Consider the following 23,583-nt stretch of genomic DNA (forward strand, 5'->3'; position numbering starts at 1 on the left):
TTCTACCTTTCTTAAAGCGACGAGTATTTCTTGCGCAGACGCTGACGAATCAGTTCTGCCAGGGTGTTCATGACGAAGGTGAACAACAGCAACACCAGCGCCGAAAGGAACAGCACGCGGTAGTGGCTGCCGCCGACTTCCGACTCGGGCATTTCCACCGCGACGTTGGCGGCCAGGGTGCGCAGGCCTTCGAACAGGTTCATTTCCATGACCGGGGTGTTACCGGTGGCCATCAGCACGATCATGGTTTCACCGACCGCACGGCCCATGCCGATCATCAGCGCCGAGAAAATGCCCGGGCTGGCGGTGAGGATCACCACGCGGGTCATGGTCTGCCACGGCGTGGCACCGAGCGCCAGGGAACCGAGGGTCAGGCCACGCGGCACGCTGAACACGGCGTCTTCGGCAATCGAGTAGATGTTCGGGATCACCGCAAAACCCATCGCCAGACCGACCACCAGAGCGTTGCGCTGGTCGTAGGTGATGCCCAGGTCGTGGGAGATCCACATGCGCATGTCACCGCCGAAGAACCAGTTCTCCATGTACGGGCTCATGTACAGCGACAGCCAACCGACAAACAGAATCACCGGAATCAGCAGCGCACTTTCCCAGCCATCCGGGACTTTCAGGCGGATCGATTCAGGCAGGCGACTGAAAGTGAAACCGGCCACCAGAATGCCGATCGGCAACAGCATCAGCAGGCTGAAGATGCCCGGCAGATGCCCTTCCACATACGGGGCGAGGAACAGACCGGCGAAGAACCCGAGGATCACCGTCGGCATCGCTTCCATCAGCTCGATCACCGGCTTGACCTTGCGGCGCATGCCCGGGGCCATGAAATACGCAGTGTAGATCGCAGCAGCAACCGCCAGCGGTGCCGCCAGCAGCATCGCGTAGAACGCGGCTTTCAGGGTACCGAAGGTCAGTGGCGAGAGGCTCAGTTTCGGTTCGAAATCGGTGTTAGCCGCCGTCGATTGCCAGACGTATTTAGGCTCGTCGTAGTTCTCGTACCAGACCTTGCTCCACAACGCGCTCCACGACACTTCCGGGTGCGGGTTGTCGAGCAGCAGCGGTTGCAGCTTGCCGCCCGCCTCGACGATCACCCGGTTGGCGCGCGGCGACAGGCCGAACAGGCCCTGACCTTCGGCCACCGGCTCGACCAGCAACGTGCGGTGCGCGGTGCTGTGGAACACACCGAGCTTGCCGCTGGCATCGAGGGCCACGAAGCCCTTGCGACGCTCTTCGGCAGTGATTTCAACGATCGGCGTGGTGCCCATCTGGAAGGTACGGATCTGCTTCAGGCGCAGTTCGCCATCGGTATCACGGGCCATGAACCACTGGGCCAGGCCACCCTTGGAGTCACCGATGATCAGCGAGATGCCACCCACCAGTTGCGTGCTCGCGGTGACCTCTGCGTCAGCGTTTTCCAGCAGTTTGTAGCGACCGTTGAGGCTCTTGTCGCGCAGGCTGAACACGTCGGCCTGGGCGCGCCCGTTGACCACGTACAGCCATTGTTGGCGCGGGTCGACGAAGATGTTTTTCACCGGCTCGGTCATCTGCGGCAGTTCGATACGCTTCTGCTCGTTGGTGACTTCGCCGGTCATCATGTTTTCTTCGCTGGTCAGCGACAGCACATTGAGTTGCGCACCGGTCGAACCCACCAGCATCAGCGTCGAATCGGTAGCGTTGAGGCTCACATGTTCCAGCGCCCCGCCGCTCTCGTTCACCGCGATCGGCGCTTCGCCGTACGGGTATTCGATGGCCGGGGTGATGGTTTTCTTGCCATCGGGATAGCTGACTTTATAGGTGTGACGGAACACCAGCGCCTGGCCATTGGACAGGCCCACCGCTACCAGCGGATGACCTGGCTGATCTTCGCCAATGGAAGTGACGGTCGCGCCAGCAGGAACCGGCAGATCGACGCGTTTCAATTCAGCGCCACTGTCGATGTCGAAGAACAGTGCCTGGCCCTTGTCGGAAACGCGCATCGCCACCTGATTCTGCTCTTCGAGCGAAATCATCAGCGGCTTGCCGGCGTCCTGCATCCAGGCCGGGGTAATGGCATCTTTCGCGGTCAGGCTGGCACCCTGGAACAACGGGGCAACGACGTAGGCGAGGAAGAAGAAGATCAGGGTGATGGCTGCCAGCACCGCCAGCCCGCCAACGAGGACGTACCAGCGGGTGAAGCGATCCTTGAGCGCGCGAATGCGGCGCTTGCGTTGCAACTCAGGCGTATTGAAGTCAATGCGCTTGGGAGGGTTCGTAGTCATTTTGGAATTGGCCAGATCATTCATGCGCACACCCTAGCGATCCTGTATGACAGAAAGATGACAATGCAGTGACGCAGCAAATCCGCCGCCAGCAGGGCACTGGCAGTGGATAAAAGAATTCGGGGAGTGTGGGGCGAACTTGCTCGCGAAAGTGCCGGTTCTGAAGGCCCCTTCGCGAGCAGGCTCGCTCCCACATGAGTCAGGCGGGGTTTACCCCTGACTCAGTTTGTTACTTTTTTGCGACTTCAGCGCCGCCTTCCTGCAGACCCAGGTCAGCCAGTGCTTTTGCAGCAACCTTGGCTGGCAGTGGGATGTAGCCGTCTTTCACCACCACTTCCTGGCCCTGTTTGGACAGAACCAGTTTCACGAACTCGGCTTCCAGCGGGGCCAGAGGCTTGTTCGGAGCCTTGTTCACGTAAACGTAGAGGAAGCGCGACAGAGGGTACTTGCCGTTCAGGGCGTTTTCTTCGGTGTCTTCGATGAAGTCAGTGCTGCCTTTCTTCGACAGAGCAACAGTCTTCACGCTGGCAGTCTTGTAGCCGATGCCCGAGTAGCCGATGCCGTTCAGCGAGGAGCTGATCGACTGCACAACCGACGCCGAACCTGGTTGTTCGTTGACGTTAGGCTTGTAGTCGCCTTTGCACAGGGCTTCTTCCTTGAAGTAACCGTAGGTGCCGGATACCGAGTTACGACCGAACAGTTGCACTGGCTTGTTGGCCAGGTCGCCGGTCACGCCCAGGTCGCCCCAGGTTTTCACGTCGGCTTTGGCGCCGCACAGACGGGTGGACGAGAAGATCGCGTCAACCTGCTCCATGGTCAGGTGCTGGATCGGGTTGTCCTTGTGCACGAACACCGCCAGGGCGTCCACGGCCACCGGAATAGCGGTTGGCTTGTAGCCGTATTTCTGTTCGAAGGCCGCCAGTTCGGTGTCCTTCATCTTGCGGCTCATCGGGCCCAGGTTGGAGGTGCCTTCGGTCAGCGCAGGTGGCGCGGTGGCGGAGCCAGCAGCCTGAATCTGGATGTTTACGTTCGGATATTCTTTCTTGTAGTTCTCAGCCCACAGGGTCATGAGGTTGGCCAGGGTATCGGAACCGACGCTGGACAGGTTGCCCGACACACCAGTGGTCTTGGTGTAGCTCGGGATAGCAGGGTCAACAGCGGCGAACGCGTTGGCAGTCGCAACGCCAGCAGCGACAAAAGTCATTGCCGCCATCAAACGCTTCAGTTTCATGCCTTACTCCTAGCAGATAGGGTGTGTTAAGTCGGGGCCAAGTATCAGCAGGCCGTGTGAACACTCTATGGCTGAAATATGACAATTGGATGAAAGGCCAGCATCTGGGTCTTGCTGAATGATTCGAGTGGCCCCCTTCGCGAGCAGGCTCGCTCCCACGGTTGAAATGCATTCCAATGTGGGAGCGAGCCTGCTCGCGAAGGGGCCGGTACTACTGGAGGAAATTACGGATCAGCGCCCCTTCTTCCAGAGCCACGCCCCCACCAGAATCCCCATCGTGCACAGCACCGCCACATAGTAGGCCGGGCCCATCGCACTCTCTTTAAGCAACAGGCTGACCACCATCGGCGTCAGGCCACCGAAGATCGCGTACGCCACGTTGTACGAGAACGACAGCCCGCTGAAGCGCACCACCGGCGGGAACGCTTTCACCATCACATAAGGCACCGCGCCGATGGTGCCGACCAGCAGACCGGTCAGCGCATACAGCGGGAACAGCCAGTTCGGGTGATCGGCGAGGCTGTGATAGAAAGTCCAGGAGCTGATCAGCAGGCCGAGGCTACCGAAGACAAACACCCGGCCGGCGCCGAATCGGTCAGCCAGGGCGCCAGAGATAATGCAGCCGACGCTGAGGAACACGATCGCCAGGCTGTTCGATTGCAGCGCCATCGTTGGCGAGAAGTGATAGACCGTCTGCAGCACGGTCGGGGTCATCAGGATCACCACGACGATACCGGCCGACAGCAGCCAGGTCAGCAGCATCGAGATCGCAATCGCCCCGCGATGGTCACGCAGCACCGCACGCAACGGCACTTCCTCGGCCAGCGCCTTGCGCAGTTGCAGCTCGGCGAACACCGGGGTTTCGTGCAGCCAGCGGCGCAGGTACACCGAGAACAGACCGAAGACGCCGCCGAGCAGGAATGGGATCCGCCAGGCGTAGTCGGACACCTCCACTGGCGTGTAGATGCTGTTGATTGCCGTGGCGACCAGCGAGCCGAGCAAAATGCCGGCAGTCAGGCCGCTGGTCAGAGTGCCGCAGGCGTAGCCGATGTGCTTTTGCGGTACGTGTTCGGAAACGAAGACCCACGCCCCCGGCACCTCACCGCCAATCGCTGCGCCCTGGATCACTCGCATCAGCAGCAACAGAATCGGCGCCCACAGGCCGATCTGTGCGTAGGTTGGCAGCAGGCCCATGATCAGGGTCGGCACGGCCATCATGAAAATGCTCAGGGTGAACATTTTCTTGCGCCCCAGCAGGTCGCCGAAGTGCGCCATGACGATGCCGCCCAGCGGCCGCGCGAGGTAACCGGCGGCGAAAATGCCGAAGGTCTGCATCAGGCGCAGCCACTCGGGCATGTCGGCCGGGAAGAACAGCTTGCCGACCACGGTGGCGAAGAACACGAAGATGATGAAATCGTAAAACTCCAGCGCACCGCCCAGGGCCGATAGCGACAGAGTCTTGTAATCATTGCGGGTCAGGGGGCGTGCAGGTTGCTCGGGCTGCGCGAGGCTCGAAGGCGCTGTGGTCATGGCAAGGGCTTCTCTTATAGGCGGATCTACCGCCACAACAACGCTGGCTGTGGCTTGGGCAGGTTCGGCACCATAGCAAATTGTTCGAAAAAGCACATAGAGGCGCGTATTTGCCGGTCAAAATCAGAACCCGATGGTCGTCGCGGAGTCTACCGACCGATATACTCGCAACCTTGCTCCGGTTTGTAGGGGGTTGCTGTGCGAAAACGTCGTTGGCCCGGTTTTTGAACGGGATCAGCCGGTTTCGCAGAGTTTCCCCTTTAGGCGCCTATGGAAAACGTGACGAACGCAGTATGTTCGGTGCTGAATCGTTTTTCCTTAAGACGGCTACCACCAGCAATACCAACGAAGAGTCACGGGTCAGAGGCACCCCCGGCATGATAGAGCTCGAACAAGAAGATCCGATCCCGCAAGGCGACCTGGCCTTGCAAATCACCGCACTCCCGCGCGAAACCAACGGCTTTGGCGATATTTTCGGCGGCTGGCTGGTGGCGCAGATGGACCTGGCGGGGACCGCGATGGCCAGCCGCGTTGCCGGTGGCCGTGTGGCAACCGTGGCCATCGACCGCATGGCCTTTCTGGTGCCGGTCGCGGTCGGCGCGCAATTGTCCTTTTATACCCAGACCCTGGAAATCGGCCGTAGCTCGATCCAGATGATGGTCGAAGTGTGGAGTGACGATCCGCTGTCCAGCGAGTGGCGTAAAGTGACCGAGGCGGTGTTCGTCTTCGTCGCCATCGACGGCAGCGGTCGCACCCGCTCGGTGCCGCCGCGCGCACGTTAAACCTCACCGCGGTTTTGCGGTCGATAGTCGTCCCAAGTGTCTGATCGAGAGCTGTCCCATGAACACGCCCAACGTTGAAGCCGTGAAACTGGATGAACTGAACTGCTGGCGCATCCGCCACGGTCAGGCCGAAGTGCTGGTGGCCCAGCAAGGCGCGCACATCCTCAGTTATCAGATCGACGGCCAGCCGCCGATCATCTGGCTCAATGACAAGGCTGTGTTCAAGACCGGCAAGAGCATCCGCGCCGGTGTGCCGGTATGCTGGCCATGGTTCGGCAAGTTCGAACGCAACCCGCAGAGCGTGCAGGCCATGTACACCGGTGAGCAACCGGCACCCGCACACGGTCTGGTGCGAGCGATGGATTGGGAGCTGGGCGGCATCGAATCAGAGGCTGACGGCGTCAAGGTCGAATTCAAGCTGCCCTACCCCGAAGGTGGCCTGCCGGGCTGGCCGCATCAGGTTGACCTGATCCTGACCCTGCATCTGAATGATCAGTTGCACATCAGCCTGACCAGCCACAACCGAGGTGCCGAAGCCGTCAGCATCAGCCAGGCGCTGCACACTTATTTCGCAGTCAGCGATGTGCGCAACGTGCACGTCGACGGTGTGGACGGTCTGGATTACATCGAGACGCTGGATGAGTGGAAAACCCACAACCAGCAAGGTGACCTGCATTTCGCTGGCGAAACCGACCGCATCTATCTTGATGCGCCACCGCAACTGAGCATCGTCGACCCGGCCTGGGAGCGGCGCATCGTACTGACCGCCACTGGCTCACGCACCGCGGTGATCTGGAACCCGTGGATAGACCGTGCGGCAGCGTTGGCCGACATGGACAACGACGGCTGGCAGCGCATGCTGTGCATCGAGACGGCGAATGTGATGAATGATGTGGTAAATCTGGCGTCGGGTGCGAGCCATACGATGGGTGTCAGCGTCGGTAGTAAACCGCTTTAAGATCAAAAGATCGCAGCCTTCGGCAGCTCCTACAGGGAAACGCATTCCAATGTAGAAGCTGCCGAAGGCTGCGATCTTTTGCTTTAGAGATCAGACTCCTGCACCACCCGCACCTTGTCCGCATCCAGCGCATACGCCGCGTCGGCCAGGTCATTGCTGACCTTCTCGATCTTCAGCGTGCCGGTCACCCACAGCGGCGTGTAGATATCATCCAGCTTCAAGCCCTTGGGATAACGCACCAGCACCAGTTGATTCGGCGGCGGTGGCGGTACGTGGATGCACGCGCCCGGGTATGGCACGAGGAAGAACAGCGTGCTGCGCCCCTTGGCATCGGACTCCAGCGGCACCGGGTAGCCACCGATGCGGATGTGCTTGTCGTTCATCGACGCCACGGTCTTGGTCGAATACATCACCGCCGGCAAACCCTTGGCCTGCTTCATGCCGCCCTTCTCGGTGAAGGTGCCGGTGGCTTCCGGGGAATTGTGGTCGATTTCGGGCATGGCCTCGAGGGCTTTCTGGTCCGACTTGGGCATCAGTTCCAGCCAGTCGGTTTCCGGCAGTTCGCCGGCGTGGGCCAGACCGCTGCCCAGCAAAAGGAGAGTCAACAAAAGACGGCGCATGGAGGTGCTCGGTAAAAGATGCTCGGATAAGGAAGGACGTCGAATCGCCGAGCATTCTAGCCCTCCCTGCCGCGTTGGCAGAGAGGACTTGGTCGCTTGGATCAGTTCTTTTTGATCAGGCCGTAGATCACCAGCAGCACGATCGCGCCGACCAGCGCACCGATGAAGCCTGCGCCTTGACCTGCCTGATAGATACCCAGGGCCTGGCCGCCGTAAGTGGCCGCCAGCGAACCGCCGATACCGAGCAGGATGGTCATGATCCAGCCCATGCTGTCATCGCCCGGTTTGAGGAAGCGTGCCAGCAGGCCGACGATCAAGCCGATAAAGATGGTTCCGATAATTCCCATGGCATTCCCTCTGACACTCAATGGTAGATATGCCAAAGCCTAGTCAGACTTTGGCATCCTGCCATGAGAGAACGGCGAGCCCTGAATGGTTCCGCCGCTGCCAGATGAAACTGTCGTTACTCGGCGATCAGCGCTTCGACCTTGACGATCTGCGCCTGCAGCGTGGCCATGTCGGCGCAGCGCAGGTTGGCGTGACCAACCTTGCGCCCGGCCTTGAAGGCTTTGCCATAGTGGTGCAGATGGCAATCTTCGATAGCGATGACCTTCTCGACCGGAGGAACCACACCGATGAAGTTGAGCATCGCGCTCTCGCCGACCTTGGCGGTCGAACCCAGCGGCAGACCGGCCACGGCACGCAGGTGGTTTTCAAACTGGCTGCACTCGGCGCCTTCGGTGGTCCAGTGCCCGGAGTTGTGCACACGCGGGGCGATCTCGTTGGCCTTGAGGCCACCGTCGACTTCAAAGAACTCGAACGCCATCACGCCGACGTAATCCAGCTGCTTGAGCACACGGCTGGAGTAGTCTTCGGCCAACGCCTGTAGCGGGTGATCGGTGCTCGCCACCGACAGCTTGAGGATGCCGCTGTCGTGGGTGTTGTGCACCAGCGGGTAGAAGCGGGTTTCGCCATCACGGGCACGCACGGCGATCAGCGAGACTTCGCCGGTGAACGGCACGAAGCCTTCCAGCAGGCAGGCCACGCTGCCCAGTTCGGCGAACGTACCCACCACGTCTTCTGGCTTGCGCAAGACTTTCTGACCCTTGCCGTCGTACCCCAGGGTGCGGGTTTTCAGCACGGCCGGCAGACCGATCGAAGCCACGGCGGCGTCCAGGTCGGCTTGCGATTGAATGTCGGCGAAGGCCGGAGTCGGAATGCCCAGGTCCTTGAACATGCTCTTCTCGAACCAGCGGTCGCGAGCGATGCGCAGGGCTTCGGCACTCGGATAGACCGGGACGAATTGCGAGAGAAACGCCACGGTCTCCGCCGGGACGCTTTCGAACTCGAAGGTCACCAGGTCGACTTCGTCAGCCAGTTGGCGCAGGTGATCCTGATCGCCGTAATCGGCCCGCAGGTGTTCGCCCAGCGCGGCGGCACAAGCGTCCGGCGCGGGGTCGAGGAAAGCGAAGTTCATGCCCAGCGGAGTGCCCGCCAGCGCCAACATGCGGCCCAACTGGCCGCCACCGATTACACCGATCTTCATCTCAACAACCTCAGGCAATACGTGGGTCTGGATTGTCCAGGACGCTGTCTGTCTGCTCGGCACGGAAGGTTTTCAGTACCGCGTGGAATTGTGGATGCTTGGCGCCGAGGATGCTCGCCGACAGCAGCGCGGCGTTGATCGCGCCGGCCTTGCCGATGGCCAGGGTGGCAACCGGGATGCCTGCTGGCATCTGCACGATCGACAGCAGCGAATCGACGCCCGAGAGCATCGACGACTGCACCGGAACGCCCAGCACCGGCAGGTGGGTCTTGGCCGCACACATGCCTGGCAGGTGGGCTGCGCCACCGGCACCGGCGATGATCACCTCGATGCCACGGCCCTCAGCCTCTTCGGCGTACTGGAACAGCAGATCCGGGGTGCGGTGGGCGGAAACCACCTTGACCTCGTACGGGATGCCGAGCTTTTCCAGCATATCGGCGGTGTGGCTAAGGGTGGACCAATCGGACTTGGAGCCCATGATCACGCCAACCAGTGCACTCATCGTCGCGCCTCTTCTCTCTGGGCGCCCGCAGGCGCGTCAAAAACAACAAGCCACGCAGGATTGCGTGGCTTGATTGTACGAAAAATGGCCGGACGTACCGGCCGAAGGCCGCGCAGTATACCGCAAAGATGCCAATAAACAGCCCCCGAAACGACCATCTGTCAAATCAGCGAAAGGCCCGGTTTTATTGACTTGAAGGTCAGCGCTCCAGCATCCCACGATACCTGTGGGAGCTGGCTTGCCAGCGATGGCGTCAGATCAGTAACCACAGGCGGTGATTGACCCACCGCTATCGCTGGCAAGCCAGCTCCCACAGGGTTGTTGGGTGGGCTCAGGAAGCCTGTGCAGCGCCGCCCTCAAGTTTGCGCCAGAGCAACCGTACGTTGGCCTTGCGCACCAGTGCGCAGCGGTACAGGCGAATTTCCAGCGGTACATGCCATTGCGGGCCGCCGCAGACCACCAGTTCGCCGCGGGCCAGCTCGGCGCGCACGCTCAGTTGCGGTACCCAGGCGATGCCGAGGCCTTCCAGGGCCATGCTTTTCAGGCTGTCGGCCATGGCGGTCTCATAGATGGTGGTAAAGCGCAGCTGACGCTGACGCAAAAGACCATTTACCGAGCGCCCGAGAAACGCCCCGGCGCTGTACGCCAGCAACGGTACGCTGACGTCACCTTCCAGATCGAACAGCGGCTTGCCCTCGGCATCCGCCGCACACACCGGGAGCATCTCGGTCTGGCCCAGGTGCAACGACGGGAAGATTTCCGGGTCCATCTGCATCGCTGCGTCCGGGTCGTAGAACGCCAGCATCAGGTCGCAGCCGCCTTCGCGCAGCGCGTGCACCGCGTCGCCGACGTTGGTCGCGACCAGCCGTGTGGCAATGTTCAGCCCTTCATTGCGCAGTTGCGCGATCCAGCGCGGGAAGAATCCCAGCGCCAGCGAGTGCGCGGCGGCGACTTGCATCACTTCGCCCTGCCCGCCTTCCAGGTGATGCAGGTGGCGCAGCACTTCGCCGAGCTGTTCGACCACGGTGCGCGCGGTCACCAGAAACAGTTGCCCGGCCGCCGTCAGTTCGATCGGCGTGCGCGAGCGGTTGACCAGCGTCAGGCCCAGCGCCGCTTCGAGGCTGCGGATCCGCCGACTGAACGCCGGCTGGGTCACGAAGCGCCGTTCGGCCGCCTGCGAGAAGCTGCGGGTGGCGGCCAGGGCACTGAAGTCCTCGAGCCATTTGCTTTCCAGATTCATCACGCCCTCCCGGGAACGCACCAAAACAGGTCACACGTCTGCCGCGCAGGCGGCGTCACACGGGCATTATACCGAATGTGCATAGGCCAGTGTTTAACAGCATTGGCCCAAAAAATCCTGTAAGCCTAGCATTCGCAGCGTTCCGGCATAGACCGGGTCCATATCGAGATGATTTCTATCATGTCCTCCGCTGCATCTTTCCGCACAGAAAACGACCTGCTTGGCGCCCTCGAAGTACCGGCTCAAGCGTATTACGGCATCCAGACCCTGCGAGCGGTGAACAACTTCCGTCTCTCCGGCGTTCCGATTTCGCATTACCCGAAACTGGTTGTGGGTCTGGCGATGGTCAAACAGGCCGCCGCTGACGCCAACCGTGAGTTGGGTCATCTGAGCGAAGCCAAGCACGCTGCCATCAGCGAAGCCTGTGCCCGATTGATCCGCGGTGATTTCCACGAAGAGTTCGTGGTCGACATGATTCAAGGTGGCGCCGGTACGTCCACCAACATGAACGCCAACGAAGTGATCGCCAACATTGCGCTCGAAGCAATGGGTCACCAGAAAGGCGAGTACCAGTACCTGCACCCGAACGACGACGTGAACATGGCGCAGTCGACCAACGACGCCTACCCGACCGCCATTCGCCTGGGTCTGCTGCTGGGTCACGATTCGCTGCTGGCCAGCCTCGACAGCCTGATTCAGGCCTTCGCCGCCAAGGGTGAAGAATTCAACCACGTCCTGAAGATGGGTCGTACCCAGCTGCAAGACGCCGTGCCGATGACCCTGGGTCAAGAGTTCCGTGCGTTCGCCACCACCATGGGCGAAGACCTGGCCCGTCTGAAGACGCTGGCCCCGGAACTGCTGACTGAAGTGAACCTGGGCGGTACCGCGATCGGCACCGGCATCAACGCCGACCCGCGCTATCAAGCGCTGGCCGTCCAGCGTCTGGCGCTGATCAGCGGTCAGCCGCTGGTGCCCGCTGCCGACCTGATCGAAGCCACCTCCGACATGGGCGCCTTCGTGCTGTTCTCCGGCATGCTCAAGCGCACCGCGGTCAAGCTGTCGAAGATCTGCAACGACCTGCGCCTGCTATCCAGCGGCCCACGCACCGGCATCAACGAGATCAACCTGCCAGCGCGTCAGCCAGGCAGCTCGATCATGCCTGGCAAGGTCAACCCGGTGATTCCGGAAGCCGTTAACCAGGTGGCCTTCCAGGTCATCGGTAACGATCTGGCGCTGACCATGGCAGCCGAAGGCGGCCAACTGCAGCTGAACGTGATGGAGCCGCTGATCGCGTTCAAGATCCTCGACTCGATCCGCCTGCTGCAACGCGCCATGGACATGCTGCGCGAGCACTGCATCGTCGGCATCACCGCCAACGAAGCCCGCTGCCGCGAACTGGTCGAGCACTCGATCGGTCTGGTCACCGCGCTGAACCCGTACATCGGCTACAAAAACGCCACCCGCATCGCCCGTATCGCCCTTGAAAGCGGCCGTGGCGTGCTGGAACTGGTGCGCGAAGAAGGCCTGCTCGACGAAGCCATGCTCGCCGACATCCTGCGCCCGGAAAACATGATTGCCCCGCGTCTGGTTCCGCTCAAAGCCTGAGCCGACGCGTTATTTGTAGCACCGCTCACCAGGTCGAGGGACTAGACACCTCTCACCTTTTGAGGGCTTGGGGATCAGTCCCCAAGCCCTTTTTTTTAACTTCTTTGCGGGCAGGACGTTAAATGTTTTGTGTATTTGATACCGCCAAGATCGCAGCCTTCGGCAGCTCCTACATGATGGATGTAACCCTGTAGGAGCTGCCGAAGGCTGCGATCTTTTGATTTTGCAGCAACTCTCGTTTCGTCGCTTGCACCACGAGCGTGCAGACGGGCGCCGCACTGATCGGTATAGTGCCGCCCCTCTTCGCGTGAGCGGTCGTCGGTAACGAGGCCATAACCCATGCGAAACCCGAACTAATAACAAACCCGCGAAATGGATCCGGGACGAAACCTTCGCCTCACCTGTCGTGCCGCGCGCAAACCGGTGTAACGCGATGTTTCTGAACATCCAGCATTTGCTTACACAAAAAACAGCGAGGAAAAATCCATGCTCGAAGTCATCAACGACTTCCTCTCAGGGAAAGTACTGATCGTGCTCATTGTCGGGCTCGGTAGCTACTTCACGATTCGCTCGCGTTTCGTTCAATTGCGCCACTTCTTCCACATGTTCGCGGTGTTCCGCGACAGCCTGAAAAGCAGCGGCGGGCAACTCAGCTCGTTCCAGGCCCTGATGCTCAGCCTTGCCGGCCGCGTCGGTGCAGGCAACATCGCCGGTGTCGGCATCGCCGTGACCCTCGGTGGTCCGGGTGCGGTGTTCTGGATGTGGGTGACCGCACTGGTCGGCATGTCCAGCAGCTTCTTCGAATGCACCCTGGCGCAGGTCTACAAGCGCGCCGACGGCGACGGCCTGTACCGTGGCGGCCCGGCCTACTACATCCAGCACGGCCTGAAGTTGAAAGGCATGGCAGTGGTGTTCTCGGTCCTGCTGCTGGTCACCTACGGCTTCGCCTTCATCGGCCTGCAGTCCTACACCGTGACCCACTCGCTGCAAAACGCCTTTGCCTTCGACCCACGCCACACCGGGATCGTCCTGGCGGTGCTGCTGGCCATCACCTTCATCGGCGGTATCAAGCGCATCGCTGCGGTGTCCGACCTGTTGGTGCCGGTCAAGACCCTAGCCTATATCGGCGTGACCCTGTACGTGATCGGCACCCAGATCGAGCACGTGCCAGCGATGCTGGAAACCATCTTCAAGAGCGCCTTCGGTCTCGACCCGGCCTTCGGTGGCCTGCTCGGCAGCGCCATCGTCATGGGCGTGAAGCGTGGCGTGTTCGCCAACGAAGCGGGCCTGGGCAGTGCGCCGAACGTCGCCGCCGTGGCCTCGGTGAAACACCCGGGCGCTCAGGGCGTGGTTCAGGCCTTCAGCGTGTTCCTCGACACCTTCGTGATCTGCACATGCACCGCACTGCTGATCCTGCTGTCGGGCTTCTACACCCCGGGCTTCGAAGGTGACGGCATCGTCCTGACCCAGAACTCGCTGGCCGCCGTGGTCGGTGACTGGGGGCGCATCTTCGTCAGCGTTGCGCTGTCGCTGTTCGTCTTCACCTGCATCCTCTACAACTACTACCTGGGCGAAAACAGCCTGCAGTTCCTCAGCCGCAACCGCGCTGTGCTGATGCTGTTCCGCGGTCTGGTCCTGGCGCTGGTGGTATGGGGTTCGATGCAAGACCTCTCGACCGTGTTCGCCTTCGCCGACATCACCATGACCTGCCTGGCCTTCGTCAACCTGATGGCCCTGGCCATGCTGTTCAAGGTCGGCATGCGTGTCATGCGCGACTACGACGAGCAGCGCCGCGCCGGCATCAAGCAGCCGGTGTTCGACTCCAGCAAATTTGCCGATCTGGATCTGGACCTGAAGGCCTGGCCGACCGAGGCGCCAGCCGCCGGCAAGACCGCAGTCGAGCCGCAAGGCATCCCTGCAGCGCAACGCTGACAGGTGAATGACGGGCGCATCCCCTGCGCCCGTCAGTTATTGTGATGCAATAACCTGTAGGAGCGAACCTGCTCGCGATAGCTGTCTTTCAGCCAACATCAATGCTGAATGATGAACCGCCATCGCGAGCAGGCTCGCTCCCACAAGGACCTCATCCTTTCGGAGAATCCCCATGAATTCGTCGACTTATCCCGCCGCCCAACACGTCATGGTGCTCTACACCGGTGGCACCATTGGCATGCAGGCCAGCGCCAACGGTCTGGCCCCGGCGTCCGGTTTCGAAGCCCGCATGCGCGAGTACCTGCACAGCCAGCCCGAACTGGTGGTGCCGCAGTGGCGCTTCCGGGAAATGTCGCCGCTGATCGACAGCGCCAACATGACCCCGGCCTACTGGCAGCAACTGCGCGAAGCGGTGGTCGATGCGGTGGACGTGCAAGGCTGCGACAGCGTGCTGATCCTGCACGGCACCGACACCCTGGCCTACAGCGCTGCGGCGATGAACTTTCAGTTGCTCGGCCTGCATGCCCGTGTGTGTTTCACCGGCTCGATGCTGCCGGCCGGCGTGACTGACAGCGATGCCTGGGAAAACCTCGGTGGCGCGCTGGTCGCTCTCGGCCAAGGTCTGGCGCCGGGTGTGCACCTGTACTTTCACGGTGAGCTGCTGGCGCCAACCCGTTGCGCGAAAGTGCGCAGCTTCGGCCGTCATCCGTTCAAGCGCCTGGAACGTCAAGGTGGCGGCGTGAAAGCCACGTCGATTCCGGCAGCGCTGCACTACGACCAGCCAAAACAATTGGCGAATGTCGCTGTGCTGCCACTGTTCCCCGGCATCAGCGCCGGGATTGTCGACGGGTTGCTCGACGGCGGTATCCAGGGTCTGGTGCTGGAGTGCTACGGCAGCGGCACCGGGCCGAGCGACAATCCCGAGTTCCTCGCCAGCCTTGGCCGCGCGCGGGATAACGGCGTGGTGGTGGTCGCGGTCACGCAGTGCCATGAAGGCGGGGTCGAGCTGGACGTTTACGAGGCCGGCAGCCGCTTGCGTGGCGTGGGTGTGTTGTCCGGTGGCGGCATGACCCGTGAAGCGGCGTTCGGCAAGTTGCAGGCGTTGCTCGGTGCTGGCCTGGAATCGGCTGAAGTGCGCCGGCTGATCGAACTCGATCTGTGTGGCGAGCTGATCTGATACCACCCGCCCCCTTGCGGGAGTGATCCCCTGTGGCGAGGGCGCTTGCTCCCTCGCCACAACAGCGCTCCCACCTTTTGATCTCTGTGCGGCATATAACTTGCTGCCGTTTCCAGCACCCCCAAGGCTGGAAGATCCCATGCTGCACTCCCACCTCACCACCCTCAACGCCGTCTCTCTTATCCTCAACACCTTCAAAGATGAAGGCCTGTCGAGCGAGGCGCTATTGGCCGGCAGCGGCATCAGTGCGGCGGATCTGAACCGCGCCGACACGCGCATCACCACCAATCAGGAAATGCAGGTGTGCGCCAACGCGGTCGCGCTCAAGCACGACATTGGCCTGGAACTGGGCCGGCGGATGCACGTTTCCTGCTACGGCATCCTCGGTTACGCGCTGCTGACCTGTGCCACCTTCGGTGACGCTTTGCGCCTGGCGATTCGCTATCCGGCGCTGTTGGGAACACTTTTCGAACTGAGCCTGGAAGACGATGGCGAGCGCGTCTGGTTCGTCGCTGCCGATTACCGCGAGAGCCCGGAGATGGCGGTGTTCAACGCGGAATTCTGCCTGGTGTCGCTGAAGGTCATCTGCGACGACCTGCTCGGGCATCCACTGCCATTGCTGGCGACGCGTTTTGAACATGCTGCGCCGGATTATCGCGACAGTTATGCCGAGCACTTCGCCAGCCCGCTGCACTTCGCCGCCAAGGACAACGCCTTCGCCTTCGACCGGCGCTGGCTCGATCAACCGTTGCCACTGGCCGACAGCATCACGCATCAGGCCATGGCCGACCGCTGCCGCAAACAGAACATCGAATTCACCGGACGGCAGGCGTGGCTGGGGCGGATTCGCCAGCTGCTCAGTGCCCAGCTCAATGCAGCACCAGGCCTCGAGGGGCTGGCCCAGCAGATGAAATGCTCGCCGCGCACCTTGCGCCGTCACCTCAAGGACATGGGCAGCAGTTATCAGGAGCTGCTCGACGAACTGCGTTTCGAGCGCGCCAAGCAGATGCTGTGTGAGGATCAGTTGCCGATCTACCGCATCGCCGAGACCCTGGGTTTCAGCGAAACCGCAAGCTTCCGCCATGCGTTCGTGCGGTGGAGCGGCGTGGCGCCGAGCCAGTTCAGACCCTGAAGATCAAAAGATCGCAGCCTTCGGCAGCTCCTACGCCGATCTGTGTAGCAGCTGCCGAAGGCTGCGATCTTTTGATCTGCTGGAAAGGGGCGAATTGCGGTCAGAGTTTTTGGCCATATCGATCCCCTTTTGGCCTTTCCTGCCGTTCTCCGTTGCGCCGCGCGCCGCAACACTGGGGGCAACCGAATCAGCCCCTGCGGAGAACAACAAATGCTGACCATCTACTCGGACGATCACCACCTGCACCACGGCCGCTGCGAGCTCATCGACGGCCAGCTCAAGCCGTGCTTCGAGATGCCATCGCGTGCCGACCATGTGCTGCAACGGGTCAAGCACCAGAACCTCGGTTCGGTGGAAGCGCCAAAGGATTTCGGTCTCGAACCGATCGCGCGCATCCACAGCCGCGACTACCTCGACTTCTTCAAAGGCGCCTGGGAACGCTGGACCGAATTCAACACCGACGGCGACCTGCTGCCGTACACTTGGCCGGCGCGCACGCTGCGCCAGATCAAACCGACCAGCCTGCACGGCCAGCTCGGCTATTACAGCTTCGACGGCGGCGCGCCGATCACCGCCGGCACCTGGCAAGCAGCGTATAGCGCAGCGCAAGTCGCCCTCACTGCCCAGGCCGAAATCCAGCGCGGCGCCCGCAGCGCCTTCGCCCTGTGCCGACCACCGGGACACCACGCCGCCAGCGACTTGATGGGCGGTTATTGCTACCTCAACAACGCCGCTATCGCTGCTCAGGCATTCCTTGATGCCGGCCACAAGAAAGTCGCAATCCTCGACGTCGACTATCACCACGGCAACGGCACCCAGTCGATTTTCTACGAGCGCAGCGACGTGCTGTTCACCTCGATCCACGGCCACCCGGAAGCCGAGTTTCCGTTCTTCCTCGGCTACGAGGATGAACGCGGCGAAGGCGCCGGCGAAGGCTTCAACTTCAACTATCCGCTGCCGGCCGGATCTGGCTGGGAGGTGTGGAGCGCGGCACTGGAGCAGGCCTGTAACGAGATCGACAGCTATGGCGCCGACATCATTGTCGTGTCGCTGGGCGTCGACACGTTCAAGGACGACCCGATCTCGCAGTTCAAGCTCGACAGCCCGGATTACCTGGCAATGGGCAAGCGCATCGCCGCCCTCGGCAAACCGACCCTGTTCGTGATGGAAGGTGGCTACGCCGTCGAAGAAATCGGCATCAACGCGGTGAACGTGCTGGATGGGTTCGAACAATGAACCGACTCAAGCACTGCATGGCGCCAGCCCTGTGCGCGGCGCTGCTCAGCTTCGGCGCCCACGCCGAAGAACGCACCTTGCGCGTCTACAACTGGTTCGACTACATCACGCCCAAGGCGCTGGAAGACTTCAAGGCGCAGAACAGCCAGACCAGACTGGTCTACGACATCTTCGACACCAACGAAGCGCTGGAAGCCAAGCTGCTGACCGGCAACTCCGGCTATGACGTGGTGGTGCCGTCCAATGTGTTCCTCGCCAAGCAGATCGAGGCCGGGGTGTTCCAGCCGCTGGACCGCAGCAAACTGCCGAACTGGAATCACCTCGATCCGAAACTGATGAAGCTGATCGAGGCCAACGACCCGGGCAACCAGTTCGCCGTGCCATACATGTACGGCACCATCCTGATCGGTTTCAACCCGGCCAAGGTCAAGGCCGCACTGGGTGACAACGCGCCGGTGGACAGCTGGGACCTGATTTTCAAGGAAGAGAACATCAGCAAGCTCAAGCAGTGCGGCGTCGCCCTGCTCGACTCGCCGTCGGAGATCCTGCCGCTGGCCCTGCAACACCTGGGCCTGGACCCCAACAGCAAGAAGCCGGCGGACTATGCCAAGGCCGAGGCGTTGCTGATGAAGATCCGCCCGTACGTCACTTACTTCCACTCCTCCAAATACATGGCTGATATTGCCAACGGTGACATCTGCGTCGCGGTGGGTTATTCCGGCAGCTTCTCGCAAGCGGCCAACCGCGCCAAAGAGGCGAAGAACGGTGTCGTGGTCGACATGCGCCTGCCCAAGGAAGGCGCACCGATCTGGTTCGACATGCTCGCCATTCCCAAGGGCGCGAAGAATCCGCAAGACGCCTACACCTTCATCAACTACCTGCTGCAACCGGCGGTGATCGCGCCGGTCAGCGACTTCGTCGGGTATCCGAACCCGAACAAGGACGCCACCCAACTGGTCGACCCGGCGATCCGCAACAACCCCAACCTGTACCCGACCGATGCGGCGATGGGCACGCTTTACACCCTGCAACCGCTGCCGCGTGATGCCGAACGGGCGCGCACACGGGCCTGGACCAAGATCAAATCCGGCACCTGATCGCTTCGCATGACCCAGACCTGCGCACGCGCAGGTCTTTTTTTGCCTGCAATATCTATCTACCACCTCGAATACTTCACCTGTCACTACCTTGCAACGGATCGCCCACCGCACCCGCGCTGTGCCTGCCGCCCTGCACAAAGGATGTGACCATGACCGAAACACCGAGCCCCTCTTCCACCCCTGCGCTGTCTACCGACCGGGATGCCCTTCTCACGCAACTGGTCACCGGGCCGTCTATCAGAGAGGTGGCGACCAACGCCCTGCAACCTTCGCTCAACAGTCTGTACCCGACACTACGAATCGATCCTCGACTGGCCATGGTCGTGACACCAGGCTGGACCGTTCAGGATCAGCAGGTCGTCCCCGGACCGTGGTATTACGAATCCCTGACTGACATCCTCGTGCGTCTCGGCGTTGGCGCCACATCGGTGACCTGGCTGGACGGCGAGCACTACCTGACGCTGCAACCTCTGGCACCGACCCCAGTGCAACTGCCCGTCGACATCGAAGCCATCGCCAGACTGCTGAATGAACTGGCACCGTTGCTGTTCGTTGCGTTTGCCGAACAACAGGTCGAATACTGGAATCAGTTGACCCGCGCGTCGATGCCACGCTGGAAGGAGCTCGCCAGATCCCTGCGCGAGCTGTGGAACGTGCAGTCCCATCCAGCGTGGGACGACGACCAGCGCGCCATGGCTCGCGGTCTTTTCGACTATCCGCAAAAAACCACGCGCCATGTTCATGACCACTTTCTCTCACGCGCCTGCCTGATCGACCTGGATACCGACGACAACGGCGTTTCCAGGCACCTCAACGTGCTCGATATGGCGGTCCTGATCGGCACGCTCGGCAAACGTACGCTGATTCTCACGCACACCATCACTCAAGGCTTTCAGGCCTTCGACTCGTTGCAGGCATTGGGCGCGTCACTGCACACGCAGATCGAAGGCAGCCCGCCAGGCACCTTGCAATGGCGATTGATCGAACCTGAGGGCGATTACTTCGACCACTTGGCGTGCAACCTGATCGCCCTCCAGGCCGATGCCATCACTGCGCTCGCCACACAAACCGACTCAATCAGTCTGGCCCCGCCTATCAGCCGCACCACTCACGGACTCAATCCGACAGACAGCCAATCGCCCTCTCGTTTCAAGCAGCTACAACAAGCGCTGCCCGAATGGATGGCCAAGGCATCGTCTACCGACCTGACCGCTTACAGCCGCCACTTGATGGAGTTGGCGCAGGTGCAGATCCAGAACAGCGGCCAGTCGTTCGATGATGGCATCCCGCCGATTCAGGAGTTCGCACTGAAGCAACTGCGCGAGGCGATGCTCAAGGACCATCCCGATGCGGCGGAACTGAATCTGGCCGACATCCGGATCGTGGTGCAGAGTGTGGTGGTGTGGGGCGCGTTCGCGCCGCCGCTTGAATCCGAGCGCAGTACCTTCAGCCTTGGCGACCTGGCGCTACAAAACCTCATCAGCCTGCCAACGGGCAACAAAACCGTGTGCAGTCTCAGCGGCAGCCCGGTGCCGGCGTGGATGACGGCAAGCTATCTGGAAGCGCTGATCACCACGGTCGACATTGGCCGGACCTATCCCGCCCTGATCAAAAGCAAACTGCGTGATGATTCGCTGGAAAGCCTGCGCCGGCAGAACCTGTTCACCAGCCGCTTGCGCGTTGAACTGCCGCTGCTCGCCTTGCAACAGAAAATCCGCGCACAGGCCGGCGTCGATGAGACGGGGTATCGCTATATCGCTGCCGTCGTGCAGATAGTCGATGCCAATCGCCGGGTTGACGGTCAAGAGATCGTCATTCGCCCGCTGGCTCTCAATCCGGCGTGGCGCCCGGGCCAATCCACGGACGAAGTCGCCAACATGTACGTCATCGGTCCCCGGCAGATGGACAAGGGCCCATGCCTGCTGTACCGGCCTTTGCTTGATCATTGCCTGAGCCAGTACCCCTCGCCGGCCAACCTGCTTTACGCGATCAAGCATTCGCCGACACTGCGGCAATCAGTCCTTGCCTGGCTGCCAGGTAACGTCCGTGCCAATTACGCCAACTATGTGTTCAGCGACGACCGGCCGACGGTATGGTCGCTCTCGCAACTGCTCGCCGACCCACTGACGTCGCTGCAAATGAGCGGAACCCTGACGCTGGGAACACAGGTTCTCAACACCGATTACCTGGCGTCTGTCTTCAAGGCCAATGTCGGCGCCATGATCGAGCTGGCTGATCGACAATCGATCTCTAACAGCGAAAATCGCTGGGAAAGTTTCAAGCGAGCGGGTTGGCTGATTCTCAACGCCGCGCTGCCGTTTTTCGGGCGTACGGCAGGCACCGCCGCGTGGATCTGGCAAATTCTGGACGACTTGCAGCAAACCCTCGATGCCGGCGTCACCGGTGACACCGAGCAGCAGAAAAGCGCAATGACCGATCTGTTGTTGACCCTGGCCATGGTGCTCGCCCATCACGCCAGCACGCGCAACTGGGCACATGACAGAACCGAAAGAGCGTCAGCGACCCTTGCAGACACCGTCAGCAGGCCTTCGACACGCACGCCTGTGACGATTGTTCAGCAGGCCGATGTGCTGGGCGAGCATCCGGTTCAGCACCGAAGTTCATTGCACACCGATGCCGCATTGAACCTGGCCAAAACCCTTGATCGCTTCGCCGTCACTCGCCCGGCTTCACTGGTGCCACCGGCCAGCGAAACCGGCCTGCATGCCTATCTTTACCGTCACGCCACCCGCTACTACGCACCAGTAGGTGAACGCTGGTTCGAGGTAACGGTTGCGGCCACGGGTGACGTATCGATCATCAATAGCGAACAGCAGCCTGGGCAACATGGGCCTGCGTTGATACGTAATCGACGGGGCGAATGGTTCGTCGACACCCGCCTGCGTCTGCGTGGAGGAGGCCTGTCCAGACGCCGCCTGGCTAAACGCCAGGAAAACCGCGAACGCATCGCGGCGCTCAAGAAACAACTCACGGAGTTCGATGCCCAGCGCGAACAGGCACGTCAGGAACTGACAGCCGCTTATAACGCCATGAAGGCGGCCAGCGACCAGACATTACTGACCGAGCAGACTCGCTTCCTCGAACTGCTGGAGCGCCGGACCGGAGAATACGCGGCCCCGATCGAGCAGTTGAAAGCGTTGAATCTGCTGGAGACGGTGCCCAACTTCCGTAGCGCCATGACCGAGATGCTCGGTACGCAGTTGTTCTTCAACCAGACCTGGCTCGATCAGCGCAACCCCACATTCGCTCAAGCGCTCAGGGAAACCCTGGTACTGCTTGAAGCACAAGAGGCGGCCCAAGGTGCAGGTGACATCGCGACCTATCGCAAGATGTCAGACTTAAGCGAAGGCATGATCAACAGGATCGAATTCGCCCAATCGCGCTTCCAGGAACTGAGCCGGTTGGGCAAGAGCGCCGCGCAAATCGCCAATACCTATCGCACCAGGCTTCCTGCTTACAGTGTCAACGATCTCAAGGCGCTGCAGGTTTCGCTGGCGCGCGATCTCTGTCTGAAAGAACAGGCGCCGGCAGGCCCGAGGCAGGCGCAAGCCGATATCGTTCGCCTGATCGACAGCAGCAATCTGGTCATCCAGACCTCTCAGGAACTGATGACCGAACACCCCGGCCTCGGGACCAGCGAACGGATCGAAGGCCTCAACGACCTGCTGGAACAGTTTGCCGACATCGCTCAGTCGCTCGAAGATTTTCAGGTCAACCACAAGGACGAAATCCTTGATCTGCCGTTCGAACATCTACGCGCCCGAATCGGCGAATTCCAGCAGCAGACCGAAAAGCACCTGGCGCAACTGCTGCTGGATCACGCGCCTGTCAAACCTCTTCCCGGCCCTTCAAGGCCAGCGCCGGCTTCACGCAAACGAGTCATCAAAACCCGTTTCAAAGGCACGGTCGTTGGGGAACTGCGTCCTTCGGCGCCAGGACAACCGATCCTGCTCGATGTAAAAGCGCCCATGACCGGCAACGTGATTGCCACCTTTCATGAAAAAACTCCGGGAGTCTGGGTCGAGCGCGTACAGCCCGGTCGTCGTCACCCCACGGCCTCCGCCACGGATCTGGCCACGCAACTGACTCAAGGCCAGACGCTGCTGGAGGGCGTGGAAGGATTCATCCGACAGACCGAGGCGCACGCGAAAAAGCCCGGGCGCATCCCGATAGAAATCGAAGAATTGTTTCAGCACAAGGCCGAACAGCTTGATGAGCAGGCAAAAAACCTGGAGCAGGCGCGCCTGCGGGCCAACAGCACCGAGGAACCACCCGCGCTGATCGCGCAGCTGCATGCAGCCTGTGGGCGCCTGTACGCCGAGGGTTACCGGGTGCGGGTGCAAATGATCAAACAACAACCGCCCACGGCTGCCCGGATCCAATGGTTATTAAGCAAGGAGGAAGTCGTCATTGTCTCGAGCGGAGCCCGACGCCGCTTGAAAGGGCCGCGCAAGGATTACTTGCAGGAGTATGAGATTCGCGAGCGAGGCACCGGCAGGCCGTTATGGTACGCCCACTTCCATTACGACAGCCTCGACGCGCCTGTCGATGCCTTCACGGCGGCCCACCTGAAACTTCAGGAACAGCGGCGCCTGGCCGGCGCCATCGATTTGAGCTCCGCCAGCAGCAACCCGCAAATCATTGCCATCTATCGCAGCGCGATCAGCCCGCAGCAGGCACGCGCACTGTTTTTCAAATGAA

The 23,583-nt window shown here is 61.2% G+C and carries 17 protein-coding genes; 9 read left to right on the forward strand and 8 right to left on the reverse strand.

Features of this window, described 5'->3' with window-relative positions; all coding sequences use genetic code 11:
- Positions 1 to 11: 11 nt before the first annotated feature.
- The 3 genes from GTQ41_RS27765 to GTQ41_RS27775 form a co-directional block, all read right to left on the reverse strand.
- The gene (locus GTQ41_RS27765; protein ID WP_174376841.1) at positions 12 to 2,045 is read right to left on the reverse strand and encodes an ABC transporter permease subunit; all 2,034 of its coding nucleotides are present in this window, start codon (positions 2,043 to 2,045) and stop codon (positions 12 to 14) included.
- A 454-nt stretch (positions 2,046 to 2,499) separates the two neighbouring features.
- Positions 2,500 to 3,501: a phosphate ABC transporter substrate-binding protein PstS gene (locus tag GTQ41_RS27770; RefSeq protein WP_034152107.1), complete on the reverse strand. Its 1,002-nt coding sequence runs from the start codon at positions 3,499 to 3,501 to the stop codon at positions 2,500 to 2,502.
- Positions 3,502 to 3,732: 231 nt separating this feature from the next.
- On the reverse strand, positions 3,733 to 5,031 hold the full coding sequence (locus GTQ41_RS27775) for an MFS transporter (protein ID WP_047297316.1): 1,299 nt from the start codon (positions 5,029 to 5,031) through the stop codon (positions 3,733 to 3,735).
- A gap of 377 nt (positions 5,032 to 5,408) precedes the next feature.
- Between GTQ41_RS27775 and GTQ41_RS27780 the strand changes: the two genes are divergently transcribed.
- On the forward strand, positions 5,409 to 5,813 hold the full coding sequence (locus GTQ41_RS27780) for an acyl-CoA thioesterase (protein WP_003229628.1): 405 nt from the start codon (positions 5,409 to 5,411) through the stop codon (positions 5,811 to 5,813).
- A gap of 58 nt (positions 5,814 to 5,871) precedes the next feature.
- On the forward strand, positions 5,872 to 6,771 hold the full coding sequence (locus tag GTQ41_RS27785) for a D-hexose-6-phosphate mutarotase (protein ID WP_047297317.1): 900 nt from the start codon (positions 5,872 to 5,874) through the stop codon (positions 6,769 to 6,771).
- An 83-nt stretch (positions 6,772 to 6,854) separates the two neighbouring features.
- Here the strand turns inward: GTQ41_RS27785 and GTQ41_RS27790 are convergent, their stop codons facing one another.
- The 5 genes from GTQ41_RS27790 to GTQ41_RS27810 all read right to left on the reverse strand — a co-directional run bounded on the left by GTQ41_RS27790 (position 6,855) and on the right by GTQ41_RS27810 (position 10,679).
- Positions 6,855 to 7,391 (reverse strand): DUF3299 domain-containing protein, encoded by a 537-nt coding sequence (locus tag GTQ41_RS27790; protein ID WP_007962278.1) that lies wholly within the window; start codon positions 7,389 to 7,391, stop codon positions 6,855 to 6,857.
- A gap of 101 nt (positions 7,392 to 7,492) precedes the next feature.
- Positions 7,493 to 7,738 carry a GlsB/YeaQ/YmgE family stress response membrane protein gene (locus GTQ41_RS27795; RefSeq protein WP_003229635.1) on the reverse strand — a complete coding sequence of 82 codons (246 nt, stop codon included), beginning with the start codon at positions 7,736 to 7,738 and terminating at the stop codon, positions 7,493 to 7,495.
- A gap of 116 nt (positions 7,739 to 7,854) precedes the next feature.
- Entirely contained in the window at positions 7,855 to 8,937 is a 1,083-nt protein-coding gene (locus tag GTQ41_RS27800) for a 5-(carboxyamino)imidazole ribonucleotide synthase (RefSeq protein WP_047297318.1), read from the reverse strand.
- A 10-nt stretch (positions 8,938 to 8,947) separates the two neighbouring features.
- Positions 8,948 to 9,439: a 5-(carboxyamino)imidazole ribonucleotide mutase gene (gene purE / locus GTQ41_RS27805; RefSeq protein WP_003229641.1), complete on the reverse strand. Its 492-nt coding sequence runs from the start codon at positions 9,437 to 9,439 to the stop codon at positions 8,948 to 8,950.
- 331 nt (positions 9,440 to 9,770) lie between these two features.
- Positions 9,771 to 10,679, reverse strand: a complete 909-nt coding sequence (locus GTQ41_RS27810) for a LysR substrate-binding domain-containing protein (protein WP_041071648.1) — start codon at positions 10,677 to 10,679, stop codon at positions 9,771 to 9,773.
- Between the two features lie 180 nt (positions 10,680 to 10,859).
- Here GTQ41_RS27810 and aspA point away from each other — a divergent pair, with 180 nt between their 5' ends.
- From aspA to GTQ41_RS27845, 7 genes are all read left to right on the forward strand, one after another.
- Positions 10,860 to 12,284, forward strand: a complete 1,425-nt coding sequence (gene aspA, locus GTQ41_RS27815) for an aspartate ammonia-lyase (protein ID WP_041474969.1) — start codon at positions 10,860 to 10,862, stop codon at positions 12,282 to 12,284.
- 486 nt (positions 12,285 to 12,770) lie between these two features.
- Positions 12,771 to 14,216 (forward strand): sodium:alanine symporter family protein, encoded by a 1,446-nt coding sequence (locus GTQ41_RS27820; RefSeq protein ID WP_047297319.1) that lies wholly within the window; start codon positions 12,771 to 12,773, stop codon positions 14,214 to 14,216.
- 172 nt (positions 14,217 to 14,388) lie between these two features.
- Positions 14,389 to 15,393, forward strand: coding sequence for an asparaginase (locus GTQ41_RS27825; RefSeq protein ID WP_047297320.1), 1,005 nt, complete (start codon positions 14,389 to 14,391; stop codon positions 15,391 to 15,393).
- Between the two features lie 139 nt (positions 15,394 to 15,532).
- Entirely contained in the window at positions 15,533 to 16,525 is a 993-nt protein-coding gene (locus GTQ41_RS27830; protein ID WP_047297321.1) for an AraC family transcriptional regulator, read from the forward strand.
- A 210-nt stretch (positions 16,526 to 16,735) separates the two neighbouring features.
- A complete protein-coding gene (locus GTQ41_RS27835; protein WP_047297322.1) occupies positions 16,736 to 17,761 on the forward strand; it encodes a histone deacetylase family protein in 1,026 nt (341 codons plus the stop codon).
- Entirely contained in the window at positions 17,758 to 18,858 is a 1,101-nt protein-coding gene (locus tag GTQ41_RS27840; RefSeq protein ID WP_047297323.1) for a polyamine ABC transporter substrate-binding protein, read from the forward strand. The genes GTQ41_RS27835 and GTQ41_RS27840 overlap by 4 nt, the downstream gene beginning before the upstream one ends.
- A gap of 152 nt (positions 18,859 to 19,010) precedes the next feature.
- The gene (locus GTQ41_RS27845; RefSeq protein WP_217325396.1) at positions 19,011 to 23,582 is read left to right on the forward strand and encodes a DUF6543 domain-containing protein; all 4,572 of its coding nucleotides are present in this window, start codon (positions 19,011 to 19,013) and stop codon (positions 23,580 to 23,582) included.
- Position 23,583: the final 1 nt, after the last annotated feature.

The sequence above is a fragment of the Pseudomonas sp. AN-B15 genome (genome assembly GCF_019056475.1).
Classification (GTDB): Bacteria; Pseudomonadota; Gammaproteobacteria; order Pseudomonadales; family Pseudomonadaceae; genus Aquipseudomonas; species Aquipseudomonas parakoreensis.

Bases quoted from the DNA above. Each gene is read 5' to 3' on its own strand.
- GTQ41_RS27800 (WP_047297318.1), bottom strand. From the start codon at position 8,937: ATGAAGATCGGTGTAATCGGTGGCGGCCAGTTGGGCCGCATGTTGGCG.
- GTQ41_RS27790 (WP_007962278.1), bottom strand. From the start codon at position 7,391: ATGCGCCGTCTTTTGTTGACTCTCCTTTTGCTGGGCAGCGGTCTGGCC.
- GTQ41_RS27770 (WP_034152107.1), bottom strand. From the start codon at position 3,501: ATGAAACTGAAGCGTTTGATGGCGGCAATGACTTTTGTCGCTGCTGGC.
- GTQ41_RS27825 (WP_047297320.1), top strand. From the start codon at position 14,389: ATGAATTCGTCGACTTATCCCGCCGCCCAACACGTCATGGTGCTCTAC.
- GTQ41_RS27775 (WP_047297316.1), bottom strand. From the start codon at position 5,031: ATGACCACAGCGCCTTCGAGCCTCGCGCAGCCCGAGCAACCTGCACGC.
- aspA (WP_041474969.1), top strand. From the start codon at position 10,860: ATGTCCTCCGCTGCATCTTTCCGCACAGAAAACGACCTGCTTGGCGCC.
- GTQ41_RS27820 (WP_047297319.1), top strand. From the start codon at position 12,771: ATGCTCGAAGTCATCAACGACTTCCTCTCAGGGAAAGTACTGATCGTG.
- GTQ41_RS27780 (WP_003229628.1), top strand. From the start codon at position 5,409: ATGATAGAGCTCGAACAAGAAGATCCGATCCCGCAAGGCGACCTGGCC.
- GTQ41_RS27765 (WP_174376841.1), bottom strand. From the start codon at position 2,045: ATGCAGGACGCCGGCAAGCCGCTGATGATTTCGCTCGAAGAGCAGAAT.
- purE (WP_003229641.1), bottom strand. From the start codon at position 9,439: ATGAGTGCACTGGTTGGCGTGATCATGGGCTCCAAGTCCGATTGGTCC.
- GTQ41_RS27795 (WP_003229635.1), bottom strand. From the start codon at position 7,738: ATGGGAATTATCGGAACCATCTTTATCGGCTTGATCGTCGGCCTGCTG.
- GTQ41_RS27810 (WP_041071648.1), bottom strand. From the start codon at position 10,679: ATGAATCTGGAAAGCAAATGGCTCGAGGACTTCAGTGCCCTGGCCGCC.
- GTQ41_RS27785 (WP_047297317.1), top strand. From the start codon at position 5,872: ATGAACACGCCCAACGTTGAAGCCGTGAAACTGGATGAACTGAACTGC.
- GTQ41_RS27830 (WP_047297321.1), top strand. From the start codon at position 15,533: ATGCTGCACTCCCACCTCACCACCCTCAACGCCGTCTCTCTTATCCTC.
- GTQ41_RS27835 (WP_047297322.1), top strand. From the start codon at position 16,736: ATGCTGACCATCTACTCGGACGATCACCACCTGCACCACGGCCGCTGC.
- GTQ41_RS27845 (WP_217325396.1), top strand. From the start codon at position 19,011: ATGACCGAAACACCGAGCCCCTCTTCCACCCCTGCGCTGTCTACCGAC.
- GTQ41_RS27840 (WP_047297323.1), top strand. From the start codon at position 17,758: ATGAACCGACTCAAGCACTGCATGGCGCCAGCCCTGTGCGCGGCGCTG.